Annotated in this window: 21 protein-coding genes; 11 read left to right on the forward strand and 10 right to left on the reverse strand. The window is 68.4% G+C overall.

All coding sequences use genetic code 11. The features are described 5' to 3' along the window. Nucleotides 1–28 precede the first annotated feature (28 nt). From mmsB to LPB142_RS10565, 5 genes are all read left to right on the forward strand, one after another. The gene (gene mmsB, locus LPB142_RS10545) at nucleotides 29–904 is read left to right on the forward strand and encodes a 3-hydroxyisobutyrate dehydrogenase (RefSeq protein WP_068766711.1); all 876 of its coding nucleotides are present in this window, start codon (nucleotides 29–31) and stop codon (nucleotides 902–904) included. A 94-nt stretch (nucleotides 905–998) separates the two neighbouring features. Beyond that, complete coding sequence (locus LPB142_RS10550) at nucleotides 999–1,433, forward strand: hypothetical protein (protein ID WP_156894362.1); 435 nt, start codon at nucleotides 999–1,001, stop codon at nucleotides 1,431–1,433. 60 nt (nucleotides 1,434–1,493) lie between these two features. Beyond that, on the forward strand, nucleotides 1,494–2,153 hold the full coding sequence (locus tag LPB142_RS10555; protein WP_071166350.1) for a Crp/Fnr family transcriptional regulator: 660 nt from the start codon (nucleotides 1,494–1,496) through the stop codon (nucleotides 2,151–2,153). Between the two features lie 117 nt (nucleotides 2,154–2,270). Next, entirely contained in the window at nucleotides 2,271–2,474 is a 204-nt protein-coding gene (locus LPB142_RS10560; protein WP_071166351.1) for a YgaP family membrane protein, read from the forward strand. A gap of 88 nt (nucleotides 2,475–2,562) precedes the next feature. Then, nucleotides 2,563–2,892 (forward strand): hypothetical protein, encoded by a 330-nt coding sequence (locus tag LPB142_RS10565; RefSeq protein ID WP_071166352.1) that lies wholly within the window; start codon nucleotides 2,563–2,565, stop codon nucleotides 2,890–2,892. A 132-nt stretch (nucleotides 2,893–3,024) separates the two neighbouring features. Here LPB142_RS10565 and uvrA read toward each other — a convergent pair whose 3' ends face one another. Further along, nucleotides 3,025–5,895, reverse strand: a complete 2,871-nt coding sequence (gene uvrA / locus LPB142_RS10570) for an excinuclease ABC subunit UvrA (RefSeq protein ID WP_071166353.1) — start codon at nucleotides 5,893–5,895, stop codon at nucleotides 3,025–3,027. Nucleotides 5,896–6,163: 268 nt separating this feature from the next. Between uvrA and LPB142_RS10575 the strand changes: the two genes are divergently transcribed. Continuing rightward, on the forward strand, nucleotides 6,164–6,529 hold the full coding sequence (locus LPB142_RS10575; protein WP_068766705.1) for a rhodanese-like domain-containing protein: 366 nt from the start codon (nucleotides 6,164–6,166) through the stop codon (nucleotides 6,527–6,529). A 154-nt stretch (nucleotides 6,530–6,683) separates the two neighbouring features. Here LPB142_RS10575 and LPB142_RS10580 read toward each other — a convergent pair whose 3' ends face one another. The 6 genes from LPB142_RS10580 to LPB142_RS10605 all read right to left on the reverse strand — a co-directional run bounded on the left by LPB142_RS10580 (nucleotide 6,684) and on the right by LPB142_RS10605 (nucleotide 16,146). Continuing rightward, nucleotides 6,684–7,859: an MFS transporter gene (locus LPB142_RS10580; RefSeq protein ID WP_071166354.1), complete on the reverse strand. Its 1,176-nt coding sequence runs from the start codon at nucleotides 7,857–7,859 to the stop codon at nucleotides 6,684–6,686. A 91-nt stretch (nucleotides 7,860–7,950) separates the two neighbouring features. Then, nucleotides 7,951–9,345 carry a dihydrolipoyl dehydrogenase gene (gene lpdA, locus LPB142_RS10585; protein ID WP_071166355.1) on the reverse strand — a complete coding sequence of 465 codons (1,395 nt, stop codon included), beginning with the start codon at nucleotides 9,343–9,345 and terminating at the stop codon, nucleotides 7,951–7,953. 127 nt (nucleotides 9,346–9,472) lie between these two features. Then, complete coding sequence (locus LPB142_RS10590) at nucleotides 9,473–10,078, reverse strand: DUF924 family protein (RefSeq protein ID WP_071166356.1); 606 nt, start codon at nucleotides 10,076–10,078, stop codon at nucleotides 9,473–9,475. Between the two features lie 213 nt (nucleotides 10,079–10,291). Then, nucleotides 10,292–11,542 (reverse strand): MFS transporter, encoded by a 1,251-nt coding sequence (locus tag LPB142_RS10595; protein ID WP_071166357.1) that lies wholly within the window; start codon nucleotides 11,540–11,542, stop codon nucleotides 10,292–10,294. A 69-nt stretch (nucleotides 11,543–11,611) separates the two neighbouring features. Beyond that, complete coding sequence (gene queA / locus LPB142_RS10600; protein WP_071166358.1) at nucleotides 11,612–12,661, reverse strand: tRNA preQ1(34) S-adenosylmethionine ribosyltransferase-isomerase QueA; 1,050 nt, start codon at nucleotides 12,659–12,661, stop codon at nucleotides 11,612–11,614. A gap of 11 nt (nucleotides 12,662–12,672) precedes the next feature. Continuing rightward, nucleotides 12,673–16,146, reverse strand: a complete 3,474-nt coding sequence (locus LPB142_RS10605; RefSeq protein ID WP_083392664.1) for a hypothetical protein — start codon at nucleotides 16,144–16,146, stop codon at nucleotides 12,673–12,675. Between the two features lie 116 nt (nucleotides 16,147–16,262). On the opposite strand from LPB142_RS10605, the gene LPB142_RS10610 reads away from it, so the two are divergent. The 5 genes from LPB142_RS10610 (at nucleotide 16,263) to LPB142_RS10630 (ending at nucleotide 21,701) form a co-directional block, all read left to right on the forward strand. Further along, the gene (locus LPB142_RS10610; RefSeq protein WP_071166359.1) at nucleotides 16,263–16,739 is read left to right on the forward strand and encodes a peroxiredoxin; all 477 of its coding nucleotides are present in this window, start codon (nucleotides 16,263–16,265) and stop codon (nucleotides 16,737–16,739) included. Between the two features lie 335 nt (nucleotides 16,740–17,074). Next, nucleotides 17,075–18,394 (forward strand): M23 family metallopeptidase, encoded by a 1,320-nt coding sequence (locus tag LPB142_RS10615; protein ID WP_071166360.1) that lies wholly within the window; start codon nucleotides 17,075–17,077, stop codon nucleotides 18,392–18,394. Next, nucleotides 18,384–18,896, forward strand: a complete 513-nt coding sequence (locus tag LPB142_RS10620; RefSeq protein ID WP_071166361.1) for a bactofilin family protein — start codon at nucleotides 18,384–18,386, stop codon at nucleotides 18,894–18,896. Before LPB142_RS10615 ends, LPB142_RS10620 begins: the two co-directional genes overlap by 11 nt. Nucleotides 18,897–19,141: 245 nt before the next feature. Then, nucleotides 19,142–20,308 (forward strand): Hint domain-containing protein, encoded by a 1,167-nt coding sequence (locus LPB142_RS10625; RefSeq protein ID WP_071166362.1) that lies wholly within the window; start codon nucleotides 19,142–19,144, stop codon nucleotides 20,306–20,308. 247 nt (nucleotides 20,309–20,555) lie between these two features. Then, nucleotides 20,556–21,701 (forward strand): Hint domain-containing protein, encoded by a 1,146-nt coding sequence (locus tag LPB142_RS10630; protein ID WP_082872956.1) that lies wholly within the window; start codon nucleotides 20,556–20,558, stop codon nucleotides 21,699–21,701. A 142-nt stretch (nucleotides 21,702–21,843) separates the two neighbouring features. Here LPB142_RS10630 and LPB142_RS10635 read toward each other — a convergent pair whose 3' ends face one another. The 3 genes from LPB142_RS10635 to LPB142_RS10645 all read right to left on the reverse strand — a co-directional run bounded on the left by LPB142_RS10635 (nucleotide 21,844) and on the right by LPB142_RS10645 (nucleotide 26,202). After that, nucleotides 21,844–22,428 carry a P-loop NTPase family protein gene (locus LPB142_RS10635; RefSeq protein ID WP_071166363.1) on the reverse strand — a complete coding sequence of 195 codons (585 nt, stop codon included), beginning with the start codon at nucleotides 22,426–22,428 and terminating at the stop codon, nucleotides 21,844–21,846. Between the two features lie 3 nt (nucleotides 22,429–22,431). Continuing rightward, a complete protein-coding gene (gene prfB / locus LPB142_RS10640) occupies nucleotides 22,432–23,559 on the reverse strand; it encodes a peptide chain release factor 2 (protein WP_068766694.1) in 1,128 nt (375 codons plus the stop codon). A gap of 84 nt (nucleotides 23,560–23,643) precedes the next feature. After that, the gene (locus tag LPB142_RS10645; RefSeq protein WP_068766693.1) at nucleotides 23,644–26,202 is read right to left on the reverse strand and encodes a penicillin-binding protein 1A; all 2,559 of its coding nucleotides are present in this window, start codon (nucleotides 26,200–26,202) and stop codon (nucleotides 23,644–23,646) included. Nucleotides 26,203–26,374 lie beyond the last annotated feature (172 nt).

The following is a 26,374-nucleotide window of genomic DNA, read 5'->3' on the forward strand; positions in this document are numbered from 1 at the left end:
AACGGCTCGTAATGTCTTGGGAGGACACATGAAAATCGGTTTTATCGGACTTGGGAACATGGGCGGGCCGATGGCGGCCAATCTCGCGAAAGCGGGCCATGAGGTGATGGGCTTCGACCTCGCGGCCGCGCCGCCCGAGGGGGTGCAGCGCGCCGCCTCCGCGGCCGAGGCGGCCACCGGCGCCGCGGTGGTGATCACCATGCTGCCCAATGGCGCGATCTTGCGCGCGGTGGCGGGCGAGCTGATCCCGGCGATGGCGCCGGGCGCGGTGCTGTGCGATTGCTCGACGGTCGATGTCGAGAGTGCGCGCGCGGTGGCCGAGATGGCGGCGGCGGCCGGGCTCGGCGCGCTCGATGCCCCGGTCTCGGGCGGCGTCGGCGGCGCCAGCGCGGGCACGCTGACCTTCATGGTCGGCGGCACGGACGCGGCCTTTGCCACCGTCTTGCCGCTCTTCGAGGTGATGGGCCAGAAGGCGGTGCATTGCGGCGCGGCGGGCGCGGGCCAGGCGGCGAAGATCTGCAACAACATGATCCTCGGCGTCACCATGATCGCCACCTGCGAGGCCTTCGCGCTGGCCGAAAAGCTCGGGCTCGAGGCGCAAAAGCTCTTCGACGTGGTCTCGACCTCGTCTGGGTCGAGCTGGTCGGTCAACGCCTATTGCCCGGCGCCGGGGGTGGGCCCCAGCTCGCCCGCCGACAACGGCTACAAGCCTGGCTTCGCGGCGGAATTGATGCTCAAGGACCTGCGCCTGAGCCAGCAAGCCGCGGCGGGCGCCGATGCCGATACGCCGATGGGCGCGCTCGCGGCCGAGCTCTACGGCCGTTTCGTCGAGGAGGAGGACGGCCGCGGCCGCGATTTCTCCGCGATGCTGCCGCGGCTCGCGGCGCGGCCTCACGGCGCCTGACGCGCGGTCACATCCGCGCGACAAACGGGCCGGGAGGCTGGAACCTTCTCGCCCCGAGGGTGTTTATAGCCAAAGCACTCGAGGGGAGAGATCCATGTTTCGCCATATGTCCCGGCCCGCTTTCGTCGCGCTGATCGGCGCGCTCGGCGTGACGCTCGCCGCGCCGCCCGCGCTGGCCGGGTCCAAATCGCAAGCCGGCTGCATCGCGCTCGGCAATGGCCAGATGCTGTGCGAGAGCGCGCCGCAAAAGCACCCGGGCAAAGGCCATGACAAGGCCCACAAAGCCACGCCCCCGCAGCTCGGCGTGACGCCCTCGGGCGTGCGCGCGCCGGGCCTGCAACGCGGCCCGCATCTGGGCGATGACGCCCGCGATTGGGTGATCATCGACCGCAGCCGCTATGACGGACGGCTGCCGCGCCTGCCCGATCATCAGCACTACCGGGTGATCGACGGCACCATCGTGCGCGTCGACGACACCACGATGAAGGTGCTCGCCGTCGTCGGGCTGATGACCGATCTGCTGAACTGATCGGCCGCCGGACGGGCGGCGCCCCTTTCGCCGCCCGCCCCCAGCCGCTAGAACAGCGCCATGAGCGACTGGACCCAGCTTTCCCCCGCCCTCACCGGCCTTGACGACGCCGCGCGCGCCGCACTTGGCGCGCTTGTGCCGATGGATCTGCCGCGCGGCGCGGTGCTCTTTCGCCCGGGCGAGCCGGTGGCGGGCTTCGCGATCGTGCTCGAGGGGCGGATCGAGGTCTTCCTGACCGGCGCGAACGGGCGCGAGCTTCTGCTCTACGCGGTCGAGCCGGGGCAAAGCTGCGTGCAGACGACGCTCGGGCTGCTCGGCGGGGGCGATTACGCGGGCGAGGCGGTCACCACGCGCCCGACCCGCATCGTGCTCGTGCCGCGCGGGCTCTTTCTCGAGCTGATCGACCGCGCGCCGAGCTTTCGACAGATGGTCTTCGCCGCTTTCGCCGAGCGGATGAACGGCATGATCGCGCTGATGGAACGGGTCTCGTTCCAATCGGTCGAGGCGCGGCTTGCGGGCTGGCTCTGCGCGCGCGCCGAAGCGGGCCGCGTCGCCGCCACCCATGCCGAGATCGCCGCCCAGATCGGCTCGGCGCGCGAGGTCGTCTCCCGCCGGCTCGACGCCTTCGCCCGGCGCGGCTGGGTCGCGACGGAGCGCGGCGCGGTGCAGATCCTCGATCCGCGCGCGCTCGAGCGGCTGGCGCTTTGCGAGGCCGGCTGAGCCCCGCCGGCCCTTGGTGATCATGTCACAGACATGGACGCCGACTCAGGTTAAGAAGGCCTTATCCAGGGCGCGCCCGCGCCCGACGACCATCCGAATGATCAGGGAGCTTAGATCATGTTCAAATATAACGTCGGCGGTATCGACCGCGTGCTGCGCATCGTCCTCGGCCTCGCGCTGATCGCGGGCTTCTTCCTCAACACCGAAGCGACCTACCGCTGGGCCTATCTGATCGGGATCATCCCGCTCTTCACCGGCATCCTGGGCAGCTGCCCGGCCTATTCGATCTTCGGGATGAACACCTGCCCGATGAAGAAATAAGCGGAGGTTTTCAACCGCTTGGACCGCCCGGGGGAAGCTTCGGGCGGTTTTTTCTTGGCCCGTGCGGCGGCTGGGGTAAACTGACCCCATGAGCTCCGCCGCACCGCTCCTCCTCGCCCTCCTGACCCTCGCGCCGAGCCTCGCGCGGGCCGAGGAATGTCGCATCATGCAAAGCACGGGCGACCGGTTTTGCAAACAGGGCAACCGCTGGGTGCTGCAAAACGCCCGCGCCCCCGATTATGCGGTGGGCGACCCCTTCCCGGTCTATGATCATTCGATGCTGATGGAACTCGACCGCTACGGGCTCGCGCCCGTCGATGGCCCGTGGCGCTACTACCTCGTCAATCGCATGATCTATAAGGTTGCGGCCGACAGCCATCTCGTGATCGAGGTGGTGGGCCCCGCGCGCAGCCGTTAGCCCGGAGGGGGCGCTGCCCCCGCTGCCTTGCGGGCAGCCCCCCGGGATATTTGCACATCATTGAAACGGGGTGTTTTCAACGATGTCGAAATATCCCGGGGGTGAGGGCGAAGCCCGAGGGGGCAGCGCCCCCTATTCGGCGGCCGTGCGGATCCCCAGCATCGGCGCGAGATAGCGCCCGGTGTGGCTGCGCGGGCTCGCGGCGATCGCCTCGGGCGTGCCGGTCGCGACGATCTCGCCGCCGCCGTCGCCGCCTTCGGGGCCGATGTCGATCACCCAATCGGCGGTCTTGATCACATCGAGGTTGTGTTCGATCACCACCACCGTATTGCCCTGATCCACGAGGCTGTGCAGCACCTCGAGGAGTTTGCGCACATCCTCGAAATGCAGCCCCGTGGTGGGCTCGTCGAGGATGTAGAGCGTGCGCCCCGTCGCGCGGCGGCTGAGCTCCTTGGAGAGCTTCACGCGCTGCGCCTCGCCGCCCGAGAGCGTCGTCGCCTGCTGGCCGACCTTGATATAGCCAAGCCCCACCTCGACGAGCGCATCCATCTTCTCGCGGATCGAGGGCACCGCCTTGAAGAAGCCCTGCGCATCCTCAACCGTCATCTCAAGAACGTCCGCTATGCTCTTGTTCTTGAACTTGATTTCCAAGGTCTCGCGGTTGTAGCGCTGGCCCTTGCAGGTCTCGCAGGTGACATAGACATCGGGCAGGAAATGCATCTCGATCTTGATCACCCCATCGCCCTGACAGGCCTCGCAGCGCCCGCCCTTGACGTTGAAGGAGAACCGCCCCGGCTTGTAGCCGCGCGCCTGCGCCTCGGGCAGGCCCGCGAACCAGTCGCGGATCGGCGTGAAGGCGCCGGTATAGGTCGCGGGGTTCGAGCGCGGGGTGCGGCCGATCGGGCGCTGGTCGATGTCGATGACCTTGTCGAGGTGCTCGAAGCCCTTGATCTGCTCGCAAGGCGCGGGCGTTTCGCGCGCGCCGTTGAGCCGCATCGCGGCGGTCTTGTAGAGCGTCTCGATCGTCAGCGTCGATTTGCCCCCGCCCGACACCCCGGTCACGCAGACGAATTTGCCCAAGGGGAACTCGACCGTCACATCCTTGAGGTTGTTGCCCGAGGCCTTCACCACGGTGAGTTTCTTGCCATTGCCCTCGCGGCGCAGCGCCGGCACCTCGATCGCGCGCGCCCCGCTCAGATATTGGCCGGTGAGGCTCGCGGGGTCGGCCGCGATCTCCTCGGGCGTGCCGCGCGCAACCACCTGCCCGCCATGCACCCCCGCCCCCGGGCCGATGTCGAAGACATAATCCGCATGCCGGATCGCATCCTCGTCATGTTCGACCACGAGCACGGTATTGCCTTGATCGCGCAGGTTTTTCAGCGTGGCGAGCAGGCGGTCATTGTCGCGCTGATGCAGCCCGATCGAGGGTTCGTCGAGCACATAGAGCACGCCGGTGAGCCCCGAGCCGATCTGGCTGGCGAGCCGGATCCGCTGGCTCTCGCCGCCCGAGAGCGTGCCCGCCGCGCGGCTCAGCGTCAGGTAATCGAGCCCGACATTGATCAGAAAGCCCAGCCGCTCGCGGATCTCCTTCAGGATCGGCCGCGCGATCTCGTTTTGCTGGCCGGTGAGATGCGCGGGCACCTCGCCGATCCGGTCATGGGCCTCGCGGATCGAGAGCTCGACGATCTGGCCGATATGCATCCCGCCGATCTTCACCGCGAGCGCCGCCGGGTTCAGCCGGTAGCCGCCGCAGGCGCCGCAGGGGCGGTTGTTCTGATAGCGCTCGAATTCTTCGCGCACCCAGGCGCTGTCGGTCTCGCGCCAGCGCCGCTCCATATTGGGGATCACGCCCTCGAAGGTGCGGCTGACTTCATAGACGCGCCCGGCCTCGTCAAAGCGGAACGGGATCTCCTCCGCCCCCGAACCGCGCAGGAAAAGCGCTTTGACTTTGTCCGGCAAGTCCTTCCAGGGCTTGCGTTTATCAAAGCCGTAATGCTTGGCGAGCGCGTCGACCGTCTGGGTGAAATAGGGGCTTTTCGATTTCGCCCAGGGCGCGATCGCCCCCCCCGGGATCGAAAGCGCCGCATCAGGCACGATCAGCCGCTCGTCGAAGAAAAGCTCGACCCCGAGCCCGTCGCAGACCGGGCAGGCCCCAAACGGCGCGTTGAAGGAAAAGAGCCGCGGCTCGATTTCCGGGATCGTGAACCCCGAAACCGGGCAGGCGAATTTCTCCGAGAATGTGATCCGCGCGGGCTCGGTGCCCTCGGGCGCATCGGGGGCCAGGGCCTCCTCCCAGAGCGCGATCCCGTCGGCGAGGTCGAGTGCGGTGCGCAAACTGTCGGCCAGCCGCGTCTCGAGCCCCTCGCGCACCACGATCCGGTCGACCACCACATCGATATTGTGGCGGAATTTCTTGTCGAGGGTCGGCGGCTCCTCCAGGTCGTAAAACGCGCCATTGACCTTGACGCGCTGGAAGCCCGCCTTGCGCCATTCGGCGAATTCCTTGCGATACTCGCCCTTGCGGTCGCGGATCACCGGCGCGAGCAGATAGCCGCGTGCGCCCTCCTCCATCGCCATCACCCGGTCGACCATGTCCTGCACCTGCTGCGCCTCGATCGGCAGGCCGGTCGCGGGGCTGTAGGGCGTGCCCGCGCGCGCGAAGAGAAGCCGCAGGTAATCATAGATCTCGGTGACCGTGCCGACGGTCGAGCGCGGGTTCTTCGAGGTGGTCTTCTGCTCGATCGAGATCGCGGGCGAGAGGCCCGAGATATGGTCGACATCGGGCTTGCCCATCATGTCGAGGAACTGGCGCGCATAGGCCGAAAGGCTCTCGACATAGCGGCGCTGGCCCTCGGCATAGATCGTGTCGAAGGCGAGCGAGCTCTTGCCCGAGCCCGAGAGCCCGGTGATCACGGTGAGCGCATCGCGCGGGATGTCGAGATCGACCCCCTTGAGGTTATGCTCGCGCGCGCCGCGCACCTCGATGAACTTCTGTTCGGCCATGTCGCACCCCTGAACCCGGTCACCCGCCCTAGATAGGGGGCGGCGCGCGAGTCTCCAACCGAAATATGCGAACGAAGGCCGAACATCGCGCCGCCCGGCACGGAAAATGCACAAACCGCAGGCAGGCGCCGCGGCCCGCCCGGCTGATATTCGCCTTTGTGAATATTATTTTCGCGGCGGCGCGGTGCCGGGGCTTGATTTAACCGCCCGATCTGCCAAATCAGGCGCAGCAGGGCCGCCTCCGGCCCGCACGGAAAGGGTTTTCGCAATGTTCAACTTCCTTCGGCCTTCGGGCGGCGCGGCGCGGATCAGCGGCAAGGATGCGGTGGCGCAGGCGGCGGCGGGCGAGCTCGTCGTGATCGATGTGCGCGACGGCATGGAGCTCAAGGCGAGCGGCAAGGCCAAGGGCGCGCTGCATGTGCCGCTGGCGGCGATCCGGATGAAATGCGATCCCTCGAGCCCGGAATGCCTCAAGCAGCTCTCGGTCGACAAGCCGGTCGCGCTCTACTGCGCCTCGGGCGCGCGCAGCGCCGGCGCCGCGCAGATGCTGGCGCAGATGGGCTACAAGACGGTCTACAACCTCGGCGGGCTCTACGACTGGCACGCCGCCGGGGGCGCAATCGAGCGGGTCTGATCCGTTTCAATGATGTAAAAATATCCCGGGGGACTGCCGGAGGCAGGGGGGCAGCGCCTCCGCGCGCTTTCCACAAGCCCCGCGCCGGGGGCTTCGCGCCCCCGAACCCCCGCGGGATATTTGTGGCAAGATGAAGGGGCTGCGGCCTCTTTTTTCATCTCGGGGCGCGCGCGCGGCGGTTGGCTTGCCACAGATGCATCGCGATGCCGCCAAGGCAGACCGGCAGCACGAAGGCGGTGAGCGCGCCGCGCCCCTGCGCCTCGATCAGCGTCACGAGGATCGGCGTGCCGAGCGTATTGCCGAGGCTGCCCATCTGCGCGAGCGCCCCGGAGGCGCGGGCGCGGTCCTCGGCGGAGCGGTTGAGTTCGGGCACCGCGGCGAAGCTCGCGCCTTGCGAGAGGCCGAGGCTGGCCGCCATCGCGCAGGCGGCGAGCACGGCCAGCGGCCCGGTGGCGAAGGCCCACAAAAGCGCCGCCGCCGCCCCCCCGGCAAAGCCCAGTTGCGCGCAGAGCACCGCGCTCAGCCGGCGGCTGATCTGCACGCCAAGGCTCATCGAGACGAGGATCGACAGGAGCGGCATCAGCGCGGCGGTCGTGCCTCGGCTCTCGGGGGGCACGAGGCCGGGCGTCACCGTCACGATCGCCACGAAGATCAGCGTGTAGAAGATGAAGCCGAAGGCCGGCGCGCCGAGCCAGGGGCTGCGGTAGATCTCGAGATGATCGGCCAGTAGCCGCCCGAGCCGCAGGGGCGGCGCCGGCAGCACCACCTCGCGCGGCAAGACCACCGCGAGCACCGCCGCCGAGACGAGCGTCAGCGCGCCATGCACCGCCCAGAGCGCCTCGGGGCCATGGGCGCGCACCAGCGGCAGGCCGAAGATCGCGACGATCGTGAAGGCGAGGCCGAAATAGGTCGACCAGAGCGTCGCCGCCGCCGCCTGATGGCGCGGCCCCGCCGCCCCCGCGATCAAGACCGGCCCCGCGACCACCACCGTCAGATGCGCTACCCCCTCGACCACCCGGCTCGCCAGCATCGCCCAGAACGGCAGCCCGAGCGCCTGCACCCCCGAGATCAGCCCGCCCGCGATCAGCGCCCCGATCATCAGCCGCCGCGCGCCCGCCCGCGCCACCACCAGCCCCGCCGTGGTGCCAAACACGATCCCCATGCCGCCCACGACCGAGACGGTGAGCCCCAAGAGCGCCCCCTGCCCCGGCCAGCGCGCGCCGAGCTCGGGCAAGATCACCCCGACCTTGGCAAACTGCCCCGCCGCGCAGAGCGCCGCGAACCACAGCGCAAAGATCGCGCCCCACCGCGCCTCGGTCTCGTCGCGCATCGCGCCCCCTGAAACGAAAGGCCCGAGCGCATGCCCGGGCCCTGATATCTTTGCCTGCCGCGCCGCGGCGTCAAGCGATTTGACCGAAAGGTCAGAAGTGGATCGCCCGCCCATAGGCCGAAAGCACCGATTCATGCATCATCTCGCTCAGCGTCGGATGCGGGAAGACGGTCTCCATCAGCTCGGCCTCGGTCGTCTCGAGCGTGCGCCCGATCACATAGCCCTGGATCATCTCGGTGACCTCCGCGCCGACCATATGCGCGCCCAGAAGCTCGCCCGTCTTCGCGTCGAACACGGTCTTCACGAGGCCCTCGGGCTCGCCCAGCGCGATCGCCTTGCCGTTGCCGATGAAGGGGAAGCGGCCGACCTTGACCTCATGGCCCGCGGCCCTCGCCTTCTCCTCGGTCAGCCCGACCGAAGCGACCTGCGGGTGGCAATAGGTGCAGCCCGGGATCGAGCCCGGCTTGATCGGATGCGGATGCCCGCCCGCGATCAGCTCGGCCACCATCACCCCCTCGTGGCTGGCCTTGTGCGCAAGCCAGGGCGCCCCCGCGATATCGCCGATCGCATAGAGGCCCGGCACGCCGGTGCGGCAGAATTCATCGGTGACGACATGGGTGCGGTCGATCTTCACGCCGAGCCCCTCGAGGCCCAGCCCCTCGACATTGCCGACGATGCCGACCGCCGAGATCACCGTGTCGAACGCCTCGGTGACGGTCTTGCCGCCCGCCTCGAGATGCGCGGTGACCTTGCCCGGCGCGCGGTCGAGTTTGACCACCGTGGTCTTCTCGCGGATCTTCATCCCCTGTTTCTCGAACTGCTTTTTCGCAATCGCCGAGATCTCGGCATCCTCCACCGGCAGCACCCGGTCCATCACCTCGACCACCGTGGTATCGGCGCCCAAAGTGTTGAAGAAGCTCGCAAATTCAATGCCGATCGCGCCCGAGCCGATGACGAGGAGCTTCTTCGGCATCCGTTTGGGCGCAAGCGCGTGCTTGTAGGTCCAGACCAGATCGCCATCGGCCTCGAGCCCGGGCAGCGTGCGCGCCCGCGCGCCGGTGGCGAGCACGATCGCCTTCGCGCTGAGCTCCTCGGTGCCCTTCTCGGTCTTGACCGACACCATCCCCGCCTTCGGCAGCGTGGCCTCGCCCATCACCACGGTGACCTTGTTCTTCTTGAGAAGATGGCCGATGCCGCCGGAAAGCTGCTTGGCCACCCCGCGCGAGCGCGCCACCACCGCGTCGAGATCATAGCCGATCTGACCCGCCGAGAGGCCGAATTCCTTGGCGCGGTGCATCAGGTGGAACACCTCGGCCGAGCGCAACAGCGCCTTGGTCGGGATACAGCCCCAGTTGAGGCAGATACCGCCCAGATGTTCGCGCTCCACCACGGCCACCTTGAGCCCGAGTTGTGCGCCCCGGATGGCGGCCACATAGCCACCGGGCCCGGCGCCGATCACGATCATGTCGAAGCTGCTGGCGGCCATGGTCTCTCCTCCGTCTGAAAACTAGTTTGGCATTAAACTATTTTTGCCAGCGCAGCAACAGGCCAATGAGAAAAGCCCGGGGGTGCCGTCACACCTCCGGGCCCGGAGCCTTCCGATCGCAGCGGTCTCAGGCGGCGCGCCCGCGCGGGCGTTGCGCCCGCAGCGCCCAGTCATAGCCGCCCGCCCAGAGAAACGCCGCCTCCTCGTCGGAGCTGTGCCGCCCGACCGCGGCATTGCGCCAGGGGAACCGGCCAAACCGGCGGATCACCATGTGGCGCGCGCGCGCATCCTCCTCGGCCGCGCCGCGGATATGTTCGGCGATGAGCGCAAGCCCGCGCTCCTGCGCGCGCAGATCCTCGGCATGGAGGAAGGGCATGTAGAAGAACAGCCGCACCGCCCCCTCGAGCGGATCCGCCCCGCAGCCCGCGCCGTGGCAGGCATCATCGCCGCGCGCGAGCGCCCGGTCGGCCACCCCGCGTGCCACAGGATCGCCGAGAAACGCCTCGCGGGTGCCGCGAAACATCCGCCGCGGGAAAGTGTCGAGGAGCAAGATGAGCGCGAGCCGCCCCGCGGGGCTCTCCTCCCAGCCCTCGAGCGCCCCCACCCGCGCCTTGCGCCAAAGGCGCTCGAACCGGAGTCGCAGCTCCTGATCAAGGAGGGGATCGGCATCAAACCAGCGTTCCGGCCCGACCACGTCACGCCAGAACGCGATCACGGAAGTGACCTGTTCCATCAGAGACTTGCCTTCGATTTGTGGACGTGTCGAGACCATGACACAAAGCCGCGAGCGGGCAAGAAAAACCGCGACCTGCCCGCCGCGCAACCAATGAAAAAAGGGGTTTGCCCGGTAAATGGGCGGTTATGCGGCGCACAAAGCGGCAGCGCGGCGGCAAATATGCCGCAAAGCGGCATCCGCGCGCCGCAGCGCGCTCAGCGCGCCCCCGACTCACCCCCCCGCGGGCGGGCCCTCTTCCTGCGCCGAGCCGAGCGCCGCATCGACCGCCAGCGCGGTCGCCGTGGGCGAGAGCACCGCATAGGCGCCCGTCACCTCCGGCGAGAGCGACGGCCGGCGCGTCATCCGCCAGGCCGCATAGCCCGCGATCCCGCTCATCAGGAGCGCGAGGAACAGGAAGAAGCCGCCATTGCCCACCGTCTCCATCAGCCAGCCGGTGATCGGCGGCCCGGCCATCGCGCCGATGCCGTTGACGAACAGAAGCCCCCCCGAGGCCGCCGCCATATCCTCCTTGGAGAGGTAATCGTTGGTATAGGCCACGAGCAGCGCATAGAGCGGGTTCGCCACCCCCCCGATCACCGCGCCCAAGCCCGCCAGCACCCAGAACCCCGGCGAGAAGACAAAGGCCACCAGCATCGCCAGCGCCCCCGCGACCGAGACCCCGAGGATCAGCTTGCGCCGGTCCATCCGGTCCGAGGCCCAGCCGATCGGATATTGCGCGACGAGCCCGCCCACATAGATCATCGCGACGAAGGTCGAGATCTGCGGCACGGTGAGCCCCGCCCGCGTGCCCCAGACCGAAACCATCCCGAAGAGCGCCGAGAAGGTGCCGCCCATCAGGAACATCCCCACCACGCCGAGCGGCGAGGCCCGGAACAGCTTGCCAAAGTTCAACCGTTGAACTTCTGCGAAGGCCGGCGCCGGCGCCACCGAGAGCAGGATCGGCGTGAAGGCCACCGAGACCAGCACCGAGGGGATCACGAAGAGCAGCCAGCCCGCCGGGTCGGCGGTGTTCATCAGCATCTGCGCCGCGATGATGCCGATCATCTGCACGATCATATAGGCCGAGAGCGCCTGACCGCGGGTCTCGTTGGTCGACGAGGCGTTCAGCCAGCTCTCGGCGGTGATATAGACGCCGGAGAAGGAAAACCCGATCACCACCCGCATCAGCGCCCAGGCGACCCAATGCGGCACCGCGGCGTAAAGGATCAGCACCGCCGAGATCATCGAGCCCAGCGCCGCGAAAACCCGCACATGGCCCACCCGGCGGATCATCACCGGCGTCATCTGCGAGCCGAACAGGAAGCCGAGGAAATAGCCCGACATCACGATCGACATCTCATAGGTGCCGAACTCTTCGATACCGCCGCGGATGCCGAGCAGCGTGCCCTGCATGCCGTTGCCGACCATGAACAACATCACCCCCAGAAGCAGGGGCCAGGATTGGCGCAGCACGGTCAGCATCGAAAACTCCTCAAGTCGGAGCGCCGCAGATAGCGCGGCGCCTCGGAAAGCCAAGTGTCGCGGGCGACGTCAGGGAATCAAAAGCGACGCATCGCCATAAGAAAAGAAACGATAGCCGTTCCTGACCGCATGGTCATAAATTTTTCGGATCCGCTCCGGCCCCATCAGCGCCGAGACGAGCATCATCAGCGTCGATTTCGGCAGGTGGAAATTGGTCATCAGCGCATCGGCCACCTTGAAGCGGTAGCCGGGGTAGATGAAGATCTCGGTGGTGCCGCGGAAGGGCGCGACCCGGCCCGGCTCGGGCGCCGCGCTCTCGATCAGCCGCAAGGCCGTGGTGCCGACCGGGATCACCCGCCCGCCCTCGGCGCGCGTCGCGTTGATCTCGGCCGCCGCGGCCTCCGAGACCTCGCCCCATTCGGCATGCATCTTGTGGGTCGTCACATCCTCGACCTTGACCGGCAGGAAGGTGCCCGCGCCCACATGCAGCGTCACCTCAGTGAAGGTGACCCCCTTGGCGGCCAGCGCCTCGAGCAGCTCACGGGTGAAATGCAGCGAGGCCGTCGGCGCCGCCACCGCGCCCGAATGGCGGGCAAAGACCGTCTGGTAATCGGTCTTGTCGGCCTCATCGGGCGCGCGCAGCGCCGCGATATAGGGCGGCAGCGGCATCGCCCCCGCCTCTGCCAGCGCCGCGTCGAAATCGCCCCCCGTCAGGTTGAAGGCGATGCGCATCTGGCCCCCGGCGATCGCCTCGACCCGCGCCGAGAGCGCGTCCGAGAAGCGGATCTCCTCGCCCTCGGCGAGTTTGCGGAGGGGTTTCGCGAGCGCCATCCACGCGCCGCCCGGCGCGGGCTCAAGAAGCGTCACCTCGATCCGCGCGACCGCGGTGCCCTGCCCGGTGACCCGCGCCCGCGTGCCCGACAGCCGCGCCGGGATCACCTTGGTATTGTTCAGCACCAGCCGGTCGCCCGGGCGGAAGAGATCGACCAGATCCGCCACATGCAGATCGCGGATCGTGTCGCCCTCGGCCACCAGCAGTTTCGCCGCCGTGCGCGGGCGCGCGGGCCGGGTCGCGATCAGCCCCTCCGGCAGATCGAAATCAAAATCGTCGAGTTTCATGGCCTTACCCGTTATTCCGTCACCAGCTTGGGCGGCGCCCGGCGGAAGATCTCGCGGAACATCCCCGGCGTGAAGATCGAGAGCGGGTTGATCACCACCTTCGGCGCCTTGGCCGCGCCGGTCAGGCTATAGGTGAAGCCGAAGAGCCCCTCGCCCTTGCGGGCGAAGATCTGGCCGATCGCATTGACGATATAGAATGGCGAGATCACGCCCTGCATGTCGATCTGCCCGCTGCCCGGATAGTAATTGCCCGTCATCGTGACGCCCATCGAGGCGCCCAGAGCCTCGCCCCTTGTGAGGCTGAGCCCCTCCGGCGTCAAGCGGAAGCGCGCCTCGGCGGTGGAGAACAAGATCCCCTCGCCGTTCAATTGCTCGAGAAGCCCGATGATCGAGGCGGCCGAGAGCATCGAGGCGAGCACCGGCGCATCCTTGACCCGCAGGTTGGTGGCGGTGGCCGAGCCGTCATAGCTGTGCTTACCGGTGGGGGTGAGCGTGAGGCCGAGCGCGCCGCCCCGCGCCTTGCCGAAGATATTGGCCGAGGCGAGCGCCGCCCCCGCATCGCGCGCCGAGACCTTGACCGCCGGGCGCCCGCCGGGCCCGGGCTCGACCAGCCCCGCCACCGCCGCGCCGCCGTTGATCTGGCCGGTGAAGCTCCCCGAAAAGCCGCCGCGGGTGGTGAAGGCGCCCTTCAGCCCGGTCAGCGCGAGCCCCTCTGCGACGGTGAGCCGATCAAGCCGGCCCGAGATTCGCGTGCCCCCGCCCGCCGCTTTGCCGCCCGCGCCGAGGTTCATCTTGCGCAGATCGAGCGCGCCGCCCTTGACCTCGACATCGGGCGCGCGCCCCGCGCCGCGCCCCACCAGATCGACCGCGCCATCGAACCAGCCGCCCAGCCGCAGCTTCGACAGGCTCAGCCGCTCGAGCCCGCCCCCCGCCGCCACCGCCAGCCGCCCCTCGCCCGAAAGCCCCGGCGCGGTGAGCGCGATCCGGTCGATCTCGGGCGGCGCGCCGAGCGCGCCCGCGATCTGCAAATTCCCCTTCGGGCCCGCGGCCTTGGCAAAACCCACCTCGGGGATCTTCAGCGCGAGCCCCTTGAGATCGGTCTCGAGCCGGAAGCCCGAGCGCCCCCCCTGCACCAGATCGACCGCGAGCGAGCCCCAGCCCGCCCCCGAGACCATCCCCGCCGGCAAGCCCACCTTGAAGGTCTCGAGCCCCGCCGGCGTGATCTCGACATAGCCGCGCACCGCGGAGAGGCCCTTGTATTCGGGCCCGAAATTCTGCGCCCAGCGCCCGTCGAACCGCACCCCGTCGAGCGCGCCGCGCCCCGAGATCACGAGCCCCTTGCGATCGGCCGTGAGGCGCAAGAGATCCGCCGTGAAGGCCCGCCCCGGCACGATCTTCTCCGAGCGCACATCCATGAGTTTCGCGCGCACGTCGAAATCGACCTCATTGGGCGGCAGCTTCTTCTTCATCACGAAGCGCAGATTGGTCTCGGCCTCGGCCCAGCCCTCGGCGATATCGGTGCCGCGCCCGGCCTTGGTCATGAATTCGAAGGGCTTTTGATCGAGGAGCGACAGCGCCGCCGGGATCGGCGAGCGGGTGACGAGATGGACCTCGGCGGGCGCGGGTTTCACCCGGATATCGCGCACCACCATGGTCGAATCGGCCACCTCGATCTGCCCGCCCGCGGGCGCGATCACATGCCCCTCCTCGACCATCAGCGCATGCGAGAAGGCATGGATCGTGGCAAAGCCGCGCCCCTCTCGGATCAGCGGCAGCTCGCGCAGGACCCGCACATCGGCGCCGCGGAACTCATATCCGAGCGCCAGCTGCGGCTCGGCGCCGGGCGCAAGCCGCAGCGCCGCGCGCACGTTTTGCAGCTCGCCCGTGGCGACATTGAGATCGACCCAATTACGGGTATGGGGCACGAGCGCGGGCGGCCAGAGCGCGAGCAGATCGCCATGGCTGATCCGGTCGATGCCGGTATCGACCGCCACCCGCCAGCCCGCCGCATCGGCCGAAACCGCGCCGCGCGCGCTCAGCCGGTGGTCGCCCTCGACGAGCTGGAGCTGGCCGAGTTCCGCGCGGAAGGGCTTGAGCCGCAGCCGCAGATCGACCGCGCCTTCCGAGAACCGCGCCGGGCGCTCGAACACGCCCTCGGGGTCGAGCTGCAGATCCGAGAGCGAGACCTGCGTCAGCACGCTTTGCGGCAGGCCCTTGCGGAACTCGCGCAAGAGCGCCTGCCCCGCCGCCTTGAAACGCAGCGCGCGGCTGGTGAAGCTCAGCTCCGAGACGCTGACGCGCTGCGCGCCGCGGTCATAGGCGAGCGCGAGATGGGCGCCCTCGAAGGGGATCGGGCGCGCGCCCTCGGCGGGGCTGAGCGCGCCCTGGCCGAGCTCGAGCGTGGCATCCATCCGCTCGAGCGTGCCCGCCGCATCGAGCCCCGAGCGCAGGCTGCCCGAGATCGGCGCATCGATCAGCCCAAGGACCGCGAGCGCGGGCGATTGCAGCGCCAGATCGCGGGCGGGCACATCGGTAACCGCCGCGCCGAAACTCGCCTCGGGGCTGCCCTTGCGCGTCGAGGCGGTGAGCGCCACCTGCGCGGGCAGCCGCCCCGCCTCGCCGACATCGAAGGCGAGCGTCAGCCCGATCGCCTGCGGATCCTGGCTGAGCCGCAGCCGCCCCTGCGAGACCTCCCAGTTGCGCCCGAGCCGCTCATCGCGCAGCCGCAGCGTCAGCTCCTCGGCGGTGATCTGCTCGAGCCCCTTGAGCGCGGGCGTGGCGAAGGCCGCCTCGAACGCGTCGAGCGCGGCGGTGATCGTGGTGAAAGGCATCGGCGCCTGGCCGAGATCGAGGTCGATCCGGCCATCCTCGAGCCGGCGCAGCGCCACCGTCGCGCCGCGCACCCGCAGGCTCTTCAGCCCCGGCCGCCCGGCCAAAAGGCCCTCGGTGTCGAGCGTCGCGCGCAGCTCGCCCAGCACCGCGATCGGCAACCCCGAGGCGCGGGTGAGCTCGACATAGCGAAACCGCACCCGCGGCAAGAACCCCTCATCGACGAAGATCTCCGCCCCGCCGCCGAGCGTGACCTTGAGCCGCCCGCCGAGCGCCGCATTGGCGCGCGTCTCGATCCGGTCGACGAGCGCGCGCGGCACCGGCACCGGCTGATGGGTGACCACCATCGCCGCAAAGAGCGCCGCGATCAGCAAAAGCGGCACCGCGAGCACCACGACGAGCCCGAAGCGCGGCCGGCGCAGCGCCCGCCAGGGCGGCGGCTCCGCCCGCGCGCCCGCGCGCGCGCCCCGCGCCGCAGCGACCGCCATCACCAGATCGGCCCGCGCCCCCCCGGAAAGCGGCGCCGCCCCCGCATCAGGCGCCGCATCGGGCGCCGCATCGGGCGCAACCGCGCAGCCGTCAGCCTCCCCCAGAGGGGCGCTCTCCGGCCGCGCGCGCCACGCGCGAGGATCACCGTCTGGACGCTCTTCGCTCATCAACCCTCATGTGCCGCCCCGCCCCCGGCGCTCTCGCGGCCTCCGGTTTACATTTCGGCGAGACGACCTAACTTCGTGAGGAGTTTAGCAGCCTTGCGCAGGAAAAGGAGAGACAAATGATTGCCATCGGCGAAACCGCGCCGGAGTTCACCCTGCCCCGCACCGAAGCGGGCACCGAGAGCGCCGAGCTGACGCTCTCGACGCTGCGCCCGGGCAAGGTCGTGCTCTATTTCTACCCCAAGGACGATACCCCCGGCTGCACCACCGAGGCGCTCGATTTCACCCGCCTCGGGGCCGAATTCGCCGCCGCCGGCGCGACGGTGATCGGGATCTCGAAGGATACCACTGCCAAACACGAGAAATTCTGCGCCAAACACGGGCTCGGCGTGGTGCTCGTCTCGGATGCCGAGAGCGACACCTGTGAGCGCTACGGCACCTGGGTCGAGAAAAGCATGTATGGGCGCACCTCCATGGGCATCCAGCGCGCGACCTTCCTGATCGACGGCGCGGGCAAGGTCGCGCAGGTCTGGCCGAAGGTGAAGGTCGCGGGCCATGCCGAGGAGGTGCTCGAAGCGGTGCGCGCGCTCGGCTGAGCCGCCCCCGCCCCTGCCCGGCGCCGCGCCCGGTTGCGGGCAAAGCGTGCGTATTTGGACCAAGAAGAAACAGCTGCGCGCGCCCTGGTTTCTTCTTGGCAAAAATACGCAAGCCCCGCCGGGGTCGGCGCAGCGCCCGCCTTTCGCGCCCCCGGCCTTCGGCAGAATCTCGCCCAAACCCGCCCGCCCCGCGCCCTGCGACGCCGCGTCCGGGCGAAAGCGGTTGCGCCGCGCCGCCCGCGCTTGCTAAGTCCGTCGCGGCCCCTTCGGGTGGCGCGGCCCGCCGCCGCCCCGCCCCGAGGGCCTCCCGATGGCTGCGACACAGGACTTCCGGTTTGCCCAAACGCCTTCTTCTCCGCGTGAACGCGAGCCTCGAGCGCTGGCTGCCCGAGCAACGTCTGTTCATGAAATCCGACGACACCACCCGCTTCGTGCGGCTGCGCCCGCTGACGCAGCTCGCCGGGCTGGCGGGGGCGGCGCTCCTGTTCACCTGGGCGGTCATCGCCTCGGCGCTGCTGTTCATCGACGGGATCTCCTCGGGCTCGGCGCGCGACCAGGCCGCGATCGCGCGTGCGGCGTTCGAGAACCGCCTCGACAGCCTCGCCCGCGAGCGCGACAGCCGCGCCGCCGAGGCGCTGGCCGCGCAAAACCGTTTCCAGACCGCGCTCGAGCAGGTCTCGCAGATGCAATCGGCGCTGTTGGCTTCGGAAGAGCGCAACCGCGAGCTGCAGACCGGGATCAACGTCATCCAATCGACGCTGCGCCGCACGATGACCGAACGCGACGCCGCGCGCATCAAGCTCGCCGCCGCCGAGACCGGCACCGGCGCCGCCGGCCGCACGCCGAGCCTGCGCGCCGAGGAAATGGAGAGCACCGTCGACATGCTCTCGGCCGCGCTCGGCCAGGTCGCGACCGAGCGCGATCAGGCCAGCCAGGACGCCGCCGCGGCGCGCTCCGAAGCCGATGAGATCGCGCTGGAAAAACGCCTGCTCGAAGAGCGCAACGACGAGATCTTCACCACCCTCGAAGGCGCGGTGCAGATCTCGATGGCGCCGCTCGACAAGATGTTCAAGGCCGCCGGCATGAACCCCGACACCATCCTCAGCCAGGTGCGGCGCGGCTATTCGGGCACCGGCGGGCCGCTGATGCCGGTCTCGATCTCGTCGAAAAGCGTCGCCGATCTCTCCGCCGATGCCGCGCGCGCCAATGACATCCTCAAGCATCTCGACGCGATGAACATGTATCGCATCGCGCTCGACAAGCTGCCCTTCGCGCTGCCGGTGCGGCCGGGCAACTTCCGCTTCACCTCGCCCTTCGGCTATCGCTGGGGGCGGCTGCATGCGGGCGTCGATCTCGCGGGCTCGGTGGGCACGCCGATCACCGCACCCGCCGACGGCACCGTCACCGCCGCCGAATGGGAAAGCGGCTACGGCAACGTCGTCAAGATCCGCCATGATTTCGGGATCTCGACCGTCTACGGCCATCTGTCCAAAATCCGCGTGAGCGTCGGGCAAAAAGTCTCGCGCGGGGATCGCATCGGTGATATGGGCAATACCGGACGGTCCACGGGGCCGCATCTGCACTATGAAATCCGGGTGGACGGTTCACCCACCAACCCGATGACCTTCATCAAGGCTGCCAGAGATGTTTTCTAAGAGCAAAATCCACGAGCCGGGCCCCAAGGCCGCCGCCGAAACCGAGAAGCCGAAGGCCGAGACCTCGGTGCCCTCGCGTCCGATGGGCGATTTCGTGCCCACCGCGCGCGGCAAACCCGCGGCTTCGGTGCTCTCCTCCGACCTGACCGTGGTCGGCAATATCAAGACCACCGGCGACGTTCAGGTCGAGGGCGTGGTCGAGGGCGATATCCGCGCCCATCTGCTCACCGTCGGCGAAACCGCCACCATCAAGGGCGAGATCATCGCCGATGACGTGGTGATCAACGGCCGCGTCGTGGGCCGGGTGCGGGGCCTCAAGGTCCGCCTGACCTCGACCGCCCGCGTCGAGGGCGACATCATTCACAAGACCATCGCGATCGAGTCGGGCGCGCATTTCGAAGGCTCGGTGCAGCGTCAGGAAGACCCGCTGCAAGGCGCCGGCGCGCCGAAGCTCGCGCCGCCCGCGCCCGCCGCGCCGCAAGACCCCGCGCAGGGCCTCTGAGCCCGCCGCACAGCGCTTTGAGGAGCAGCCCCCGGGCTGCTCTTTTTCATTCAGCAGGCTGCCGCCAAGTCACGGGCGCCCCGAATGAATTTACCGAATTTTCACCATAATTTCGGCCCAATCCGGCTCGAAGGTGCGGCGATCTTGAATCCAAAGCGTTTTGAGACCTGCCCTGAACGGATTTTCGCAAATGCCTGCCGCTGTCGCCCCGCTCGCCCTCCCCGCCGCCGCCCGGGGGCGCTGAGATGGCGCTCTATTCGCTCCAGATCTTCTCCTTCTCGGCGGCCAGTTTCTCGCCCGCCTGGTTCACCCCGAATTGGAACCTCTCCGACGGCGGCTGGCCGAACGTCGCGGGCGCGGGGCTGACGATGACCGCCGCCCCTGCCGTCACCGCGCTGATCGAAGACACCGATCTCGACGGCAGCACGCCGAGCTGGAACCCGGCGATGACCCTCTCCGCGCAAAGCCTCGATGACGACAGCAGCCACCAGATCCTGATGAACGACATCACCGTGAACGGCGTGACCTATCTCGCCGCCGACGGCAATGTCATCCAGGACGAATACGAGGTGACGCTGACCGATGGCACCAATACCTATCGCTTCGTCGGCATCTCGCTCTCGCCCGATGGCGGGGTCTCGAGCTCGCTGATCGGCTTCGCCTGGGACGGGCCGGCGCCGCCGGTCGGCGTGCCGCTCACCTATGTCTCGGGCAGCGCGAATGATTATCAAAGCGTGGTGCCCTGTTTCACCCCCGGCACCGAGATCCTCACCCCCACCGGCCCGCGCCCGATCGAGCGGCTGCGGGTCGGCGATCTCGTCACCACCCAGGGCCACGGCGCGCAGGTGCTGCGCTGGATCGGCAAGCGCCGGCTCTCGGCTCAGGTGCTGCGCGCCGCCCCCGAGCTGCGCCCGATCGTGATCGCGCCGGGCGCGCTCGGCCCGGGCCTGCCCGCGCGCGCGCTGCGCGTCTCGCCCCAGCACCGGATGCTGGTGCGCTCCGCCATCGCCGAGCGGATGAGCGGCACGCGCGAAGTGCTGGTCGCGGCCAAACAGCTCGTCGGCCTGCCGGGGATCACCGTCGATACCGATTGCACAGGCGTGGTCTATCTGCACCTGCTCTTCGACCGCCATGAGATCGTGACCGCGAACGGCGCGGCGAGCGAGTCGCTCTACACCGGCCAACAGGCGCTGCGCGCCTTCTCCCGCGCGCAGCGGCGCGAGCTCCTGACGCTGTTCCCCGAGCTTCTCGCCGCCCCGACCCCGCCCGAGCCCGCGCGGCTGATCCTCTCGGGCCGGCTCGGCCGCCGCCTCGCCCAGCGCCATCTGCAAAACGCCCGCGCCCTCGTCGAACCGGGCGCGAACGGCCTGCGCGCGCCGCCGCCGCGGGTGATCGGCGCGCCCCAAGGCTGAGCGCGACCGGCACCGCCCCCCCCCGGGGCGGCCAAAATCGTGGCCGATCCCCCTCACCTTCGCGCAAACCCCGCCAAAACCCGCCGCTTTCGGCGGGTTTTGCTTGCTTTGCGGCCATTCTGTGGCAGCTTGGTTAACAGAAATTTACCACGATCCGCCGCCAAGACGGACGACCGAGCAGACCCACCCGATCCCGCCGCCCCCGCCCCCCCCCGGGCGCGGTCGCGCGCGATCCCCAAGGCAGGCCATGGCGACCTATACCGACCCGATCTATCTCACCGGCGACATGCTGGCGAAGCTCTCCGGGCAGCCCACGAATCTGGGCAACCCGGGCGACGCGAATTTCGGGATCGTGCTGCCCAATGCCCAGGCGCTCTCGGGCTCCGACACGCTCTATCGCCTCGTCTGGACCGGCAACAAGAACGCCTCCGCGACCGAATTCTCGAACGGCCAGTTCTGGAAACTCGAGGTCTATACCCCCGGCATCGACAAGGACGGCGACCCGACGACCGGCAACAGCGGCTGGAGCGCCTCGCCCGGTTTTGGCAACCTCACCCCGAAGAACGACCTCGTCGCGGGCCTCGGCGCGGGCGATGATTACATCGTCTTCGAAGGGCACGGCCAGTTTCTGCTGCTCGATCTCTCCGGCAATCTGCCGACCCAGCCGACCACGCTGACCTATTACGCCACCGACGAGCAGGGCGATACGACGGTCGGCGACAATGACGGCCAGCTCGATTTCTCCGACGCCTATACCGCGCTCGACCCGATCTGCTTTTGCGCGGGCACCTTGATCGAAACCGCAACCGGCCCGCGCGCGATCGAGACGCTGCGCCCGGGCGACCGGGTGCGCACACTCGATCACGGGCTGCAACCGCTGCGCTGGATCGGCCGGCGCGATCTCGACGCGACCGCGCTCGCCGCCGCGCCCCATCTCGCGCCGGTCAGGATCCGCGCCGAGGCACTCGGCCGCGGCCTGCCACGCCACGATCTCCTCGTCTCGCCCCAACATCGGATCTTGCTGCGCTCCGCCATCGCCGAGCGGATGAGCGGCGCGCGCGAGGTGCTGATCGGCGCCAAACATCTCGTCGGCTATCCGGGCATCACCCAGATGCCGCCCGGCGCGGGGCCGGTGAGCTACCTGCACCTGCTCTTCGACCGCCATGAGGTGGTCTTCGCCAATGGCGCCGAGGCGGAATCGCTCTACACTGGCGCGCAGGCGCTGCGCAGCCTGACCCGCGCCGCGCGCGCCGAGATCTTCGAGCTCTTCCCCGAACTGCGCCGCCCCGAGGCCGCCCCCGAAACCGCCCGCCCGCTGGCCAATGGCCGGATTGGCCGGAAGCTCAGCCTGCGCCACGCCAAGAACCACAAACCCCTGGTGATGGCAGGCTGACCGCCGCCCCCGCCCGGCCGCGCGCCCCGGCCCGAGCGCGCTTGCGTATTTGGACCAAGAAGAAACCAGGGGCGGCACTCCCCCCTTCTTCTTGGAAAAAATACGCAAATTCCGACCCTTCAGCGGGCGCGCCGCCAGACCCTCAGAGCACGCCCAGCGCCGCGAGCCGCGCCAGCGCCGCCTCGGTGATCTCCTCGACCGGGCGCGCGCCGGAAAGTTCGAGGATCGGCTCATCGCGCCCCGCAAGCCAGGCCCGGTGGCGGGTGAGCGAGCGGCCGCCGAAATAGGGCTCGTCATAAGAAGCCGCCCATTTCAGGAATTCCGCGTGATTGTGATAGAGATCGCCGCCGGGCTTCACCCGCGCGCCGAACTTTCCCGCCTCGCGCTTGCGGATCCGCGCAAGGCGCACCGGCGTCGGCGTGAGCACGAGGATGATCAGAGCGGCCCCCGCGATCGCGGGCTCGCCCCAGCCATCGGCCGCCCCCGAGAGCACCCAGCCGCCGGTTTCGCCCGCCGCCGCGCCCGCCGCCTCCTGCCCCGCCTGCGCGGCCGCGATCAGCGCCAGCCGCTCGGCCACCGGGCGCTTGGCGGTATAGGGCACCTCGCTCGGCGCCCAGAAGAAATCATCGGTATCGAGATGGGGCACGCTCAACCTTTCGGCGAGTGCGCGCCCGAGAGAGGAAGTTCCAGATCCTGCGGCGCCGGTGATATAGACCCGCGCCGCCATGGATCAATCCTCCGCCTGCGCATCGGCGCGGGATTTGCCCTCGACGCCCATCGCCAATGTCGCCGCCATGAACCCGTCGAGATCGCCGTCGAGCACGCCTTGCGTATCGGAGGTCTCGTAGCCGGTGCGCAGATCCTTCACCATCTGATAGGGCTGGAGCACATAGGAGCGGATCTGGTTGCCCCAGCCGGCATCGCCCTTGGCCTCATGGGCCGCGTTGATCGCCGCGTTGCGCTTCTCGAGCTCGAGCTGATAGAGCCGCGAGCGCAGCGCATTCATCGCGATCTCGCGGTTCTGGTGCTGCGATTTCATCGAGCTCGTCACCACGATATTGGTCGGCAAGTGGGTGATCCGCACCGCCGAGTCGGTGGTGTTGACGTGCTGGCCGCCCGCGCCCGAGGAGCGATAGGTATCGATGCGGATATCGCTGGCGGGGATGTCGATCTCGATATTGTCGTCGACGACCGGATAGACCCAGACCGAGCTGAACGAGGTATGCCGCCGCGCCGCCGAGTCATAGGGCGAGATCCGCACGAGCCGGTGCACGCCCGATTCCGATTTCAGCCAGCCATAGGCATTGGGCCCCGAGATCTTGTAGGCGGCGGATTTGATCCCCGCCTCGTCGCCCGCCGATTCCGACTGCAGCTCGACCTTGTAGCCCTTTTTCTCCGCCCAGCGCACATACATCCGCGCCAGAATCGAGGCCCAATCGCAGCTCTCCGTGCCGCCCGCGCCGGCGTTGATCTCGAGGAAGGTGTCGTTGCCATCGGCCTCGCCATCGAGCAGCGCCTCAAGCTCCTTCGCGGCGGCGAATTCGCGGGTCTCCTTGAGCGATTTCTCGGCCTCGGCGACGATCTCCGGGTCGCCCTCGGCCTCGCCGAGCTCGATCAGCTCGACATTGTCGGTCAGCTCGCGCTCGATCTTGCGATAGGTCTCGACCTTGTCCATCAGCATCTGCCGCTCGCGCATCAGCTTTTGCGCGCGCGCCGGGTCGGACCACAGATCGCCGTCCTCGATCATGGCGTTGAATTCCTCCAGCCGGTGCGGGGCGGTTTCCCAATCCATCCGCTGGGCCAGAAGTTTCAGCGATTTCTTGATCGCTTCCACGGTATTGAGCGTCTCGGCGCGCATCTCGCTGCAGTCCTCTTTTTATCTTGGTCGCGGTGATACAGCCTCCCCCGCGCGCGGGCAAGCCTTGCCCGCGCCCGCGCGCCCTCAGTAAAGCCCGCCCGAGCTCACCGTGCCGAAATCGGCCTTCTTCGGGATCACCTTGGTCTTGCCCGTCGAGGTGGTGACCGTCGCATCGCCCTCGTCGGTCTCGCCCTGCGCAAAGAGCGGCAGATCGGCGCCCATCGCAAAGCCGCCATCGACCACGAGGCCGAGCCCCGCCATCTGCTCCTGACCGTCGCGCAGATATTCCGCCTGCACGAAATCGCCCGTCGCATCGTCGGAGAGCCGCTCGCCGGTGAAGCGGTTGAACTTCACCCAATGCCCCCCCGGCGGCACCTTGAACTTCGAGCCGCCATATTCCTTCACCGCCTCTTTCATGAAAGCGTTGAAAACCGGCACACAGAGCGTGCCGCCATAGGCGCCGGGCCCGAGCGAGCGCGGCTGGTCAAAGCCCATGTAACAGCTCGCCACGATATTCGAGGTAAAGCCCGTGAACCACACGTCTTTCGCGTCATTCGTGGTGCCGGTCTTGCCCGCGACGGGCACCGGCAGGTTGACCCCGGAACCCGAGCCGCGTTTCACCACACCCTCCATCAGCGAGATCATCTGATAGGCGGTGATCGGGTCGATCACCCGCTCGCGGTCGGTGCGCACCCGCGGCCCGAGGCCGGCCGGCAGAACCTCGTCGGCGCAATCCTCGCACACGCTCTGGTCATGGCGGTAGATGGTGCGGCCCCAGCGGTCCTGCACCCGGTCCACAAGCGTCGGCTCCACCCGCTCGCCGCCATTGGCGAACATCGCATAGGCGCTCACGATCTGATACATCGTGGTCTCCTGCGAGCCCAAGGCATTGGCGAGAAACGGTTTCATCGGGTTGTAGACGCCGAACTTCTCGGCATATTGCGCCACCGTCTCCATGCCGATCTCTTGCGCGATCCGCACCGTCATCAGGTTGCGCGATTGTTCGAGCCCGGTGCGCATCGGCGTCGGGCCGTAATATTTGTTCGAGGCGTTCTTCGGGCGCCACAGGCCCTGCGGCGTGTTCACCTCGATCGGCGCGTCGACGACGACGGTCTCGGGCGCGAAGCCCGAATCGAGCGCGGCGGCGTAAACGAAGGGCTTGAAGTTCGAGCCCGGCTGGCGCTGCGCCTGAGTGGTGCGGTTGAAGACCGAGGCCTGATAGGAGAAGCCGCCCTGCATCGCGATCACGCGACCGGTGTTGACATCCATCGCCATGAAGGCGCCCTCGACGACCGGCACCTGACGCAGCGACCAGCGCTTGAAATCGGCCCCGTCGCCGCCGAGCGCGCGCACCAGAACCACATCGCCCACCGAAACGAGATCGCCCGCCTTGCGCGCCCTCGGCCCGAGCTTGCCACCCTCGAGCCGCTTGCGCGCCCAGGTGACATCCTCGGCCGGGATCCAATGCCCGTCCTCATCCTCGGCGATACCCTCGATGCCGATCCGCGCGGCGCTGTCGCCCAGCTCGAGCACCACCGCCGGGTGCCAGCCCTCGATATCGCGCGGCGCCTTGTCGGTGGGCACCTCGGCCAGCGCGGCGCGCCAGTCGGCCTCGGTGCCGAGCCTGTCGGCCCCGATCACCGCGCCGGTGCCGCGCCAGACGCCCTGCCCGCGGTCATATTTCTCGAGCGCCTCCTGCAGCGCCTTGGCGGCGGCCGATTGCATGTCGGGGTTGACGGTCGCCCTGATCGTCAGACCGCCGCCGAAGAACTCATCATGGCCGAAGGTCTTGGAAAGCTGGCGGCGGATCTCGTCGGTGAAATAATCGCGCGGCGGCAGCTGGTCGCGGAACGGCGCATAATCGCCGCGCTGCACGGTCTTGAGCTCGCTCGCCTGCGCGGCCTCCATCGTCGGCTGGTCGATATAGCCGTCCTCATACATCCGCCGCAGCACATAATTGCGCCGCAGCCGCGCCTCTTCATAATTGCGCACCGGGTGCAGCTGCGCGGGCTTTTTCGGCAGCGCGGCGAGATAGGCGGCCTCGGCCACATCGAGCTGCGCCAGCGTCTTGTTGAAATAGGTCTGCGCAGCCGCGGCCACGCCGTAGGAGTTCTGCCCGAGGAAGATCTCGTTGAGATAGAGCTCGAGAATGCGGTCCTTCGAGAGCGCCTCCTCGACCCGGCTCGCCAGGATCAACTCCTTGATCTTGCGCTCGACCGAACGGTCGGAGGAGAGCAGGAAGTTCTTCATCACCTGCTGGGTGATCGTCGAGGCGCCGCGCATCTCCTTGCCGCCCGAACGCACCGCATCGACCATCGCCGCGATCATGCCGCGCGCGTCATAGCCCTTGTGCACCCAGAAATTCTTGTCCTCGGCCGAGACGAAGGCGTTCTTCACGAGGTCGGGCATGTCGTTGATCGGCACGAAGATCCGCCGCTCCTCGGCGAATTCGTCGATCAAACGGCCCTCGCCGCTGTAGATCCGCGAGATCGTCTTGGGGGTATATTGCGCGAGCTGCTCATGGCTCGGCAAATTGCGCGAATACATCCAGAAAATCGCACCAATCGTCAGCGCCGCGAAGAACAACGCGGTGACGATCCACGAGAACAGACCACCGATCGAGGACAGAAGAAAACGGATCAAAGACTTACCCCCGGAGGGCACCCGCCCCCATGTCGCGCCCCCTATATCGCGCGCGCGGGCCCGGGTCAAAACAACTTGGTGTCAAAACGGCGCCCCTTCGCTCATCTGAAGCGGCGCAGGGGGCGCTGCCCCCTCTGGCCTGCGGCCATTCACCCCCGGGATATTTGAAGCA

Source organism: Rhodobacter xanthinilyticus (genome assembly GCF_001856665.1).
Classification (GTDB): Bacteria; Pseudomonadota; Alphaproteobacteria; order Rhodobacterales; family Rhodobacteraceae; genus Rhodobacter; species Rhodobacter xanthinilyticus.

Bases quoted from the DNA above. Each gene is read 5' to 3' on its own strand.
- LPB142_RS10590 (WP_071166356.1), bottom strand. From the start codon at position 10,078: ATGGAACAGGTCACTTCCGTGATCGCGTTCTGGCGTGACGTGGTCGGG.
- LPB142_RS10620 (WP_071166361.1), top strand. From the start codon at position 18,384: ATGTTTTCTAAGAGCAAAATCCACGAGCCGGGCCCCAAGGCCGCCGCC.
- prfB (WP_068766694.1), bottom strand. From the start codon at position 23,559: ATGCGCGCCGAGACGCTCAATACCGTGGAAGCGATCAAGAAATCGCTG.
- LPB142_RS10575 (WP_068766705.1), top strand. From the start codon at position 6,164: ATGTTCAACTTCCTTCGGCCTTCGGGCGGCGCGGCGCGGATCAGCGGC.
- uvrA (WP_071166353.1), bottom strand. From the start codon at position 5,895: ATGGCCGAACAGAAGTTCATCGAGGTGCGCGGCGCGCGCGAGCATAAC.
- LPB142_RS10605 (WP_083392664.1), bottom strand. From the start codon at position 16,146: ATGAGCGAAGAGCGTCCAGACGGTGATCCTCGCGCGTGGCGCGCGCGG.
- LPB142_RS10625 (WP_071166362.1), top strand. From the start codon at position 19,142: ATGGCGCTCTATTCGCTCCAGATCTTCTCCTTCTCGGCGGCCAGTTTC.
- LPB142_RS10630 (WP_082872956.1), top strand. From the start codon at position 20,556: ATGGCGACCTATACCGACCCGATCTATCTCACCGGCGACATGCTGGCG.
- LPB142_RS10550 (WP_156894362.1), top strand. From the start codon at position 999: ATGTTTCGCCATATGTCCCGGCCCGCTTTCGTCGCGCTGATCGGCGCG.
- LPB142_RS10635 (WP_071166363.1), bottom strand. From the start codon at position 22,428: ATGGCGGCGCGGGTCTATATCACCGGCGCCGCAGGATCTGGAACTTCC.
- lpdA (WP_071166355.1), bottom strand. From the start codon at position 9,345: ATGGCCGCCAGCAGCTTCGACATGATCGTGATCGGCGCCGGGCCCGGT.
- mmsB (WP_068766711.1), top strand. From the start codon at position 29: ATGAAAATCGGTTTTATCGGACTTGGGAACATGGGCGGGCCGATGGCG.
- LPB142_RS10560 (WP_071166351.1), top strand. From the start codon at position 2,271: ATGTTCAAATATAACGTCGGCGGTATCGACCGCGTGCTGCGCATCGTC.
- LPB142_RS10595 (WP_071166357.1), bottom strand. From the start codon at position 11,542: ATGCTGACCGTGCTGCGCCAATCCTGGCCCCTGCTTCTGGGGGTGATG.
- LPB142_RS10610 (WP_071166359.1), top strand. From the start codon at position 16,263: ATGATTGCCATCGGCGAAACCGCGCCGGAGTTCACCCTGCCCCGCACC.
- LPB142_RS10580 (WP_071166354.1), bottom strand. From the start codon at position 7,859: ATGCGCGACGAGACCGAGGCGCGGTGGGGCGCGATCTTTGCGCTGTGG.
- LPB142_RS10555 (WP_071166350.1), top strand. From the start codon at position 1,494: ATGAGCGACTGGACCCAGCTTTCCCCCGCCCTCACCGGCCTTGACGAC.
- queA (WP_071166358.1), bottom strand. From the start codon at position 12,661: ATGAAACTCGACGATTTTGATTTCGATCTGCCGGAGGGGCTGATCGCG.
- LPB142_RS10565 (WP_071166352.1), top strand. From the start codon at position 2,563: ATGAGCTCCGCCGCACCGCTCCTCCTCGCCCTCCTGACCCTCGCGCCG.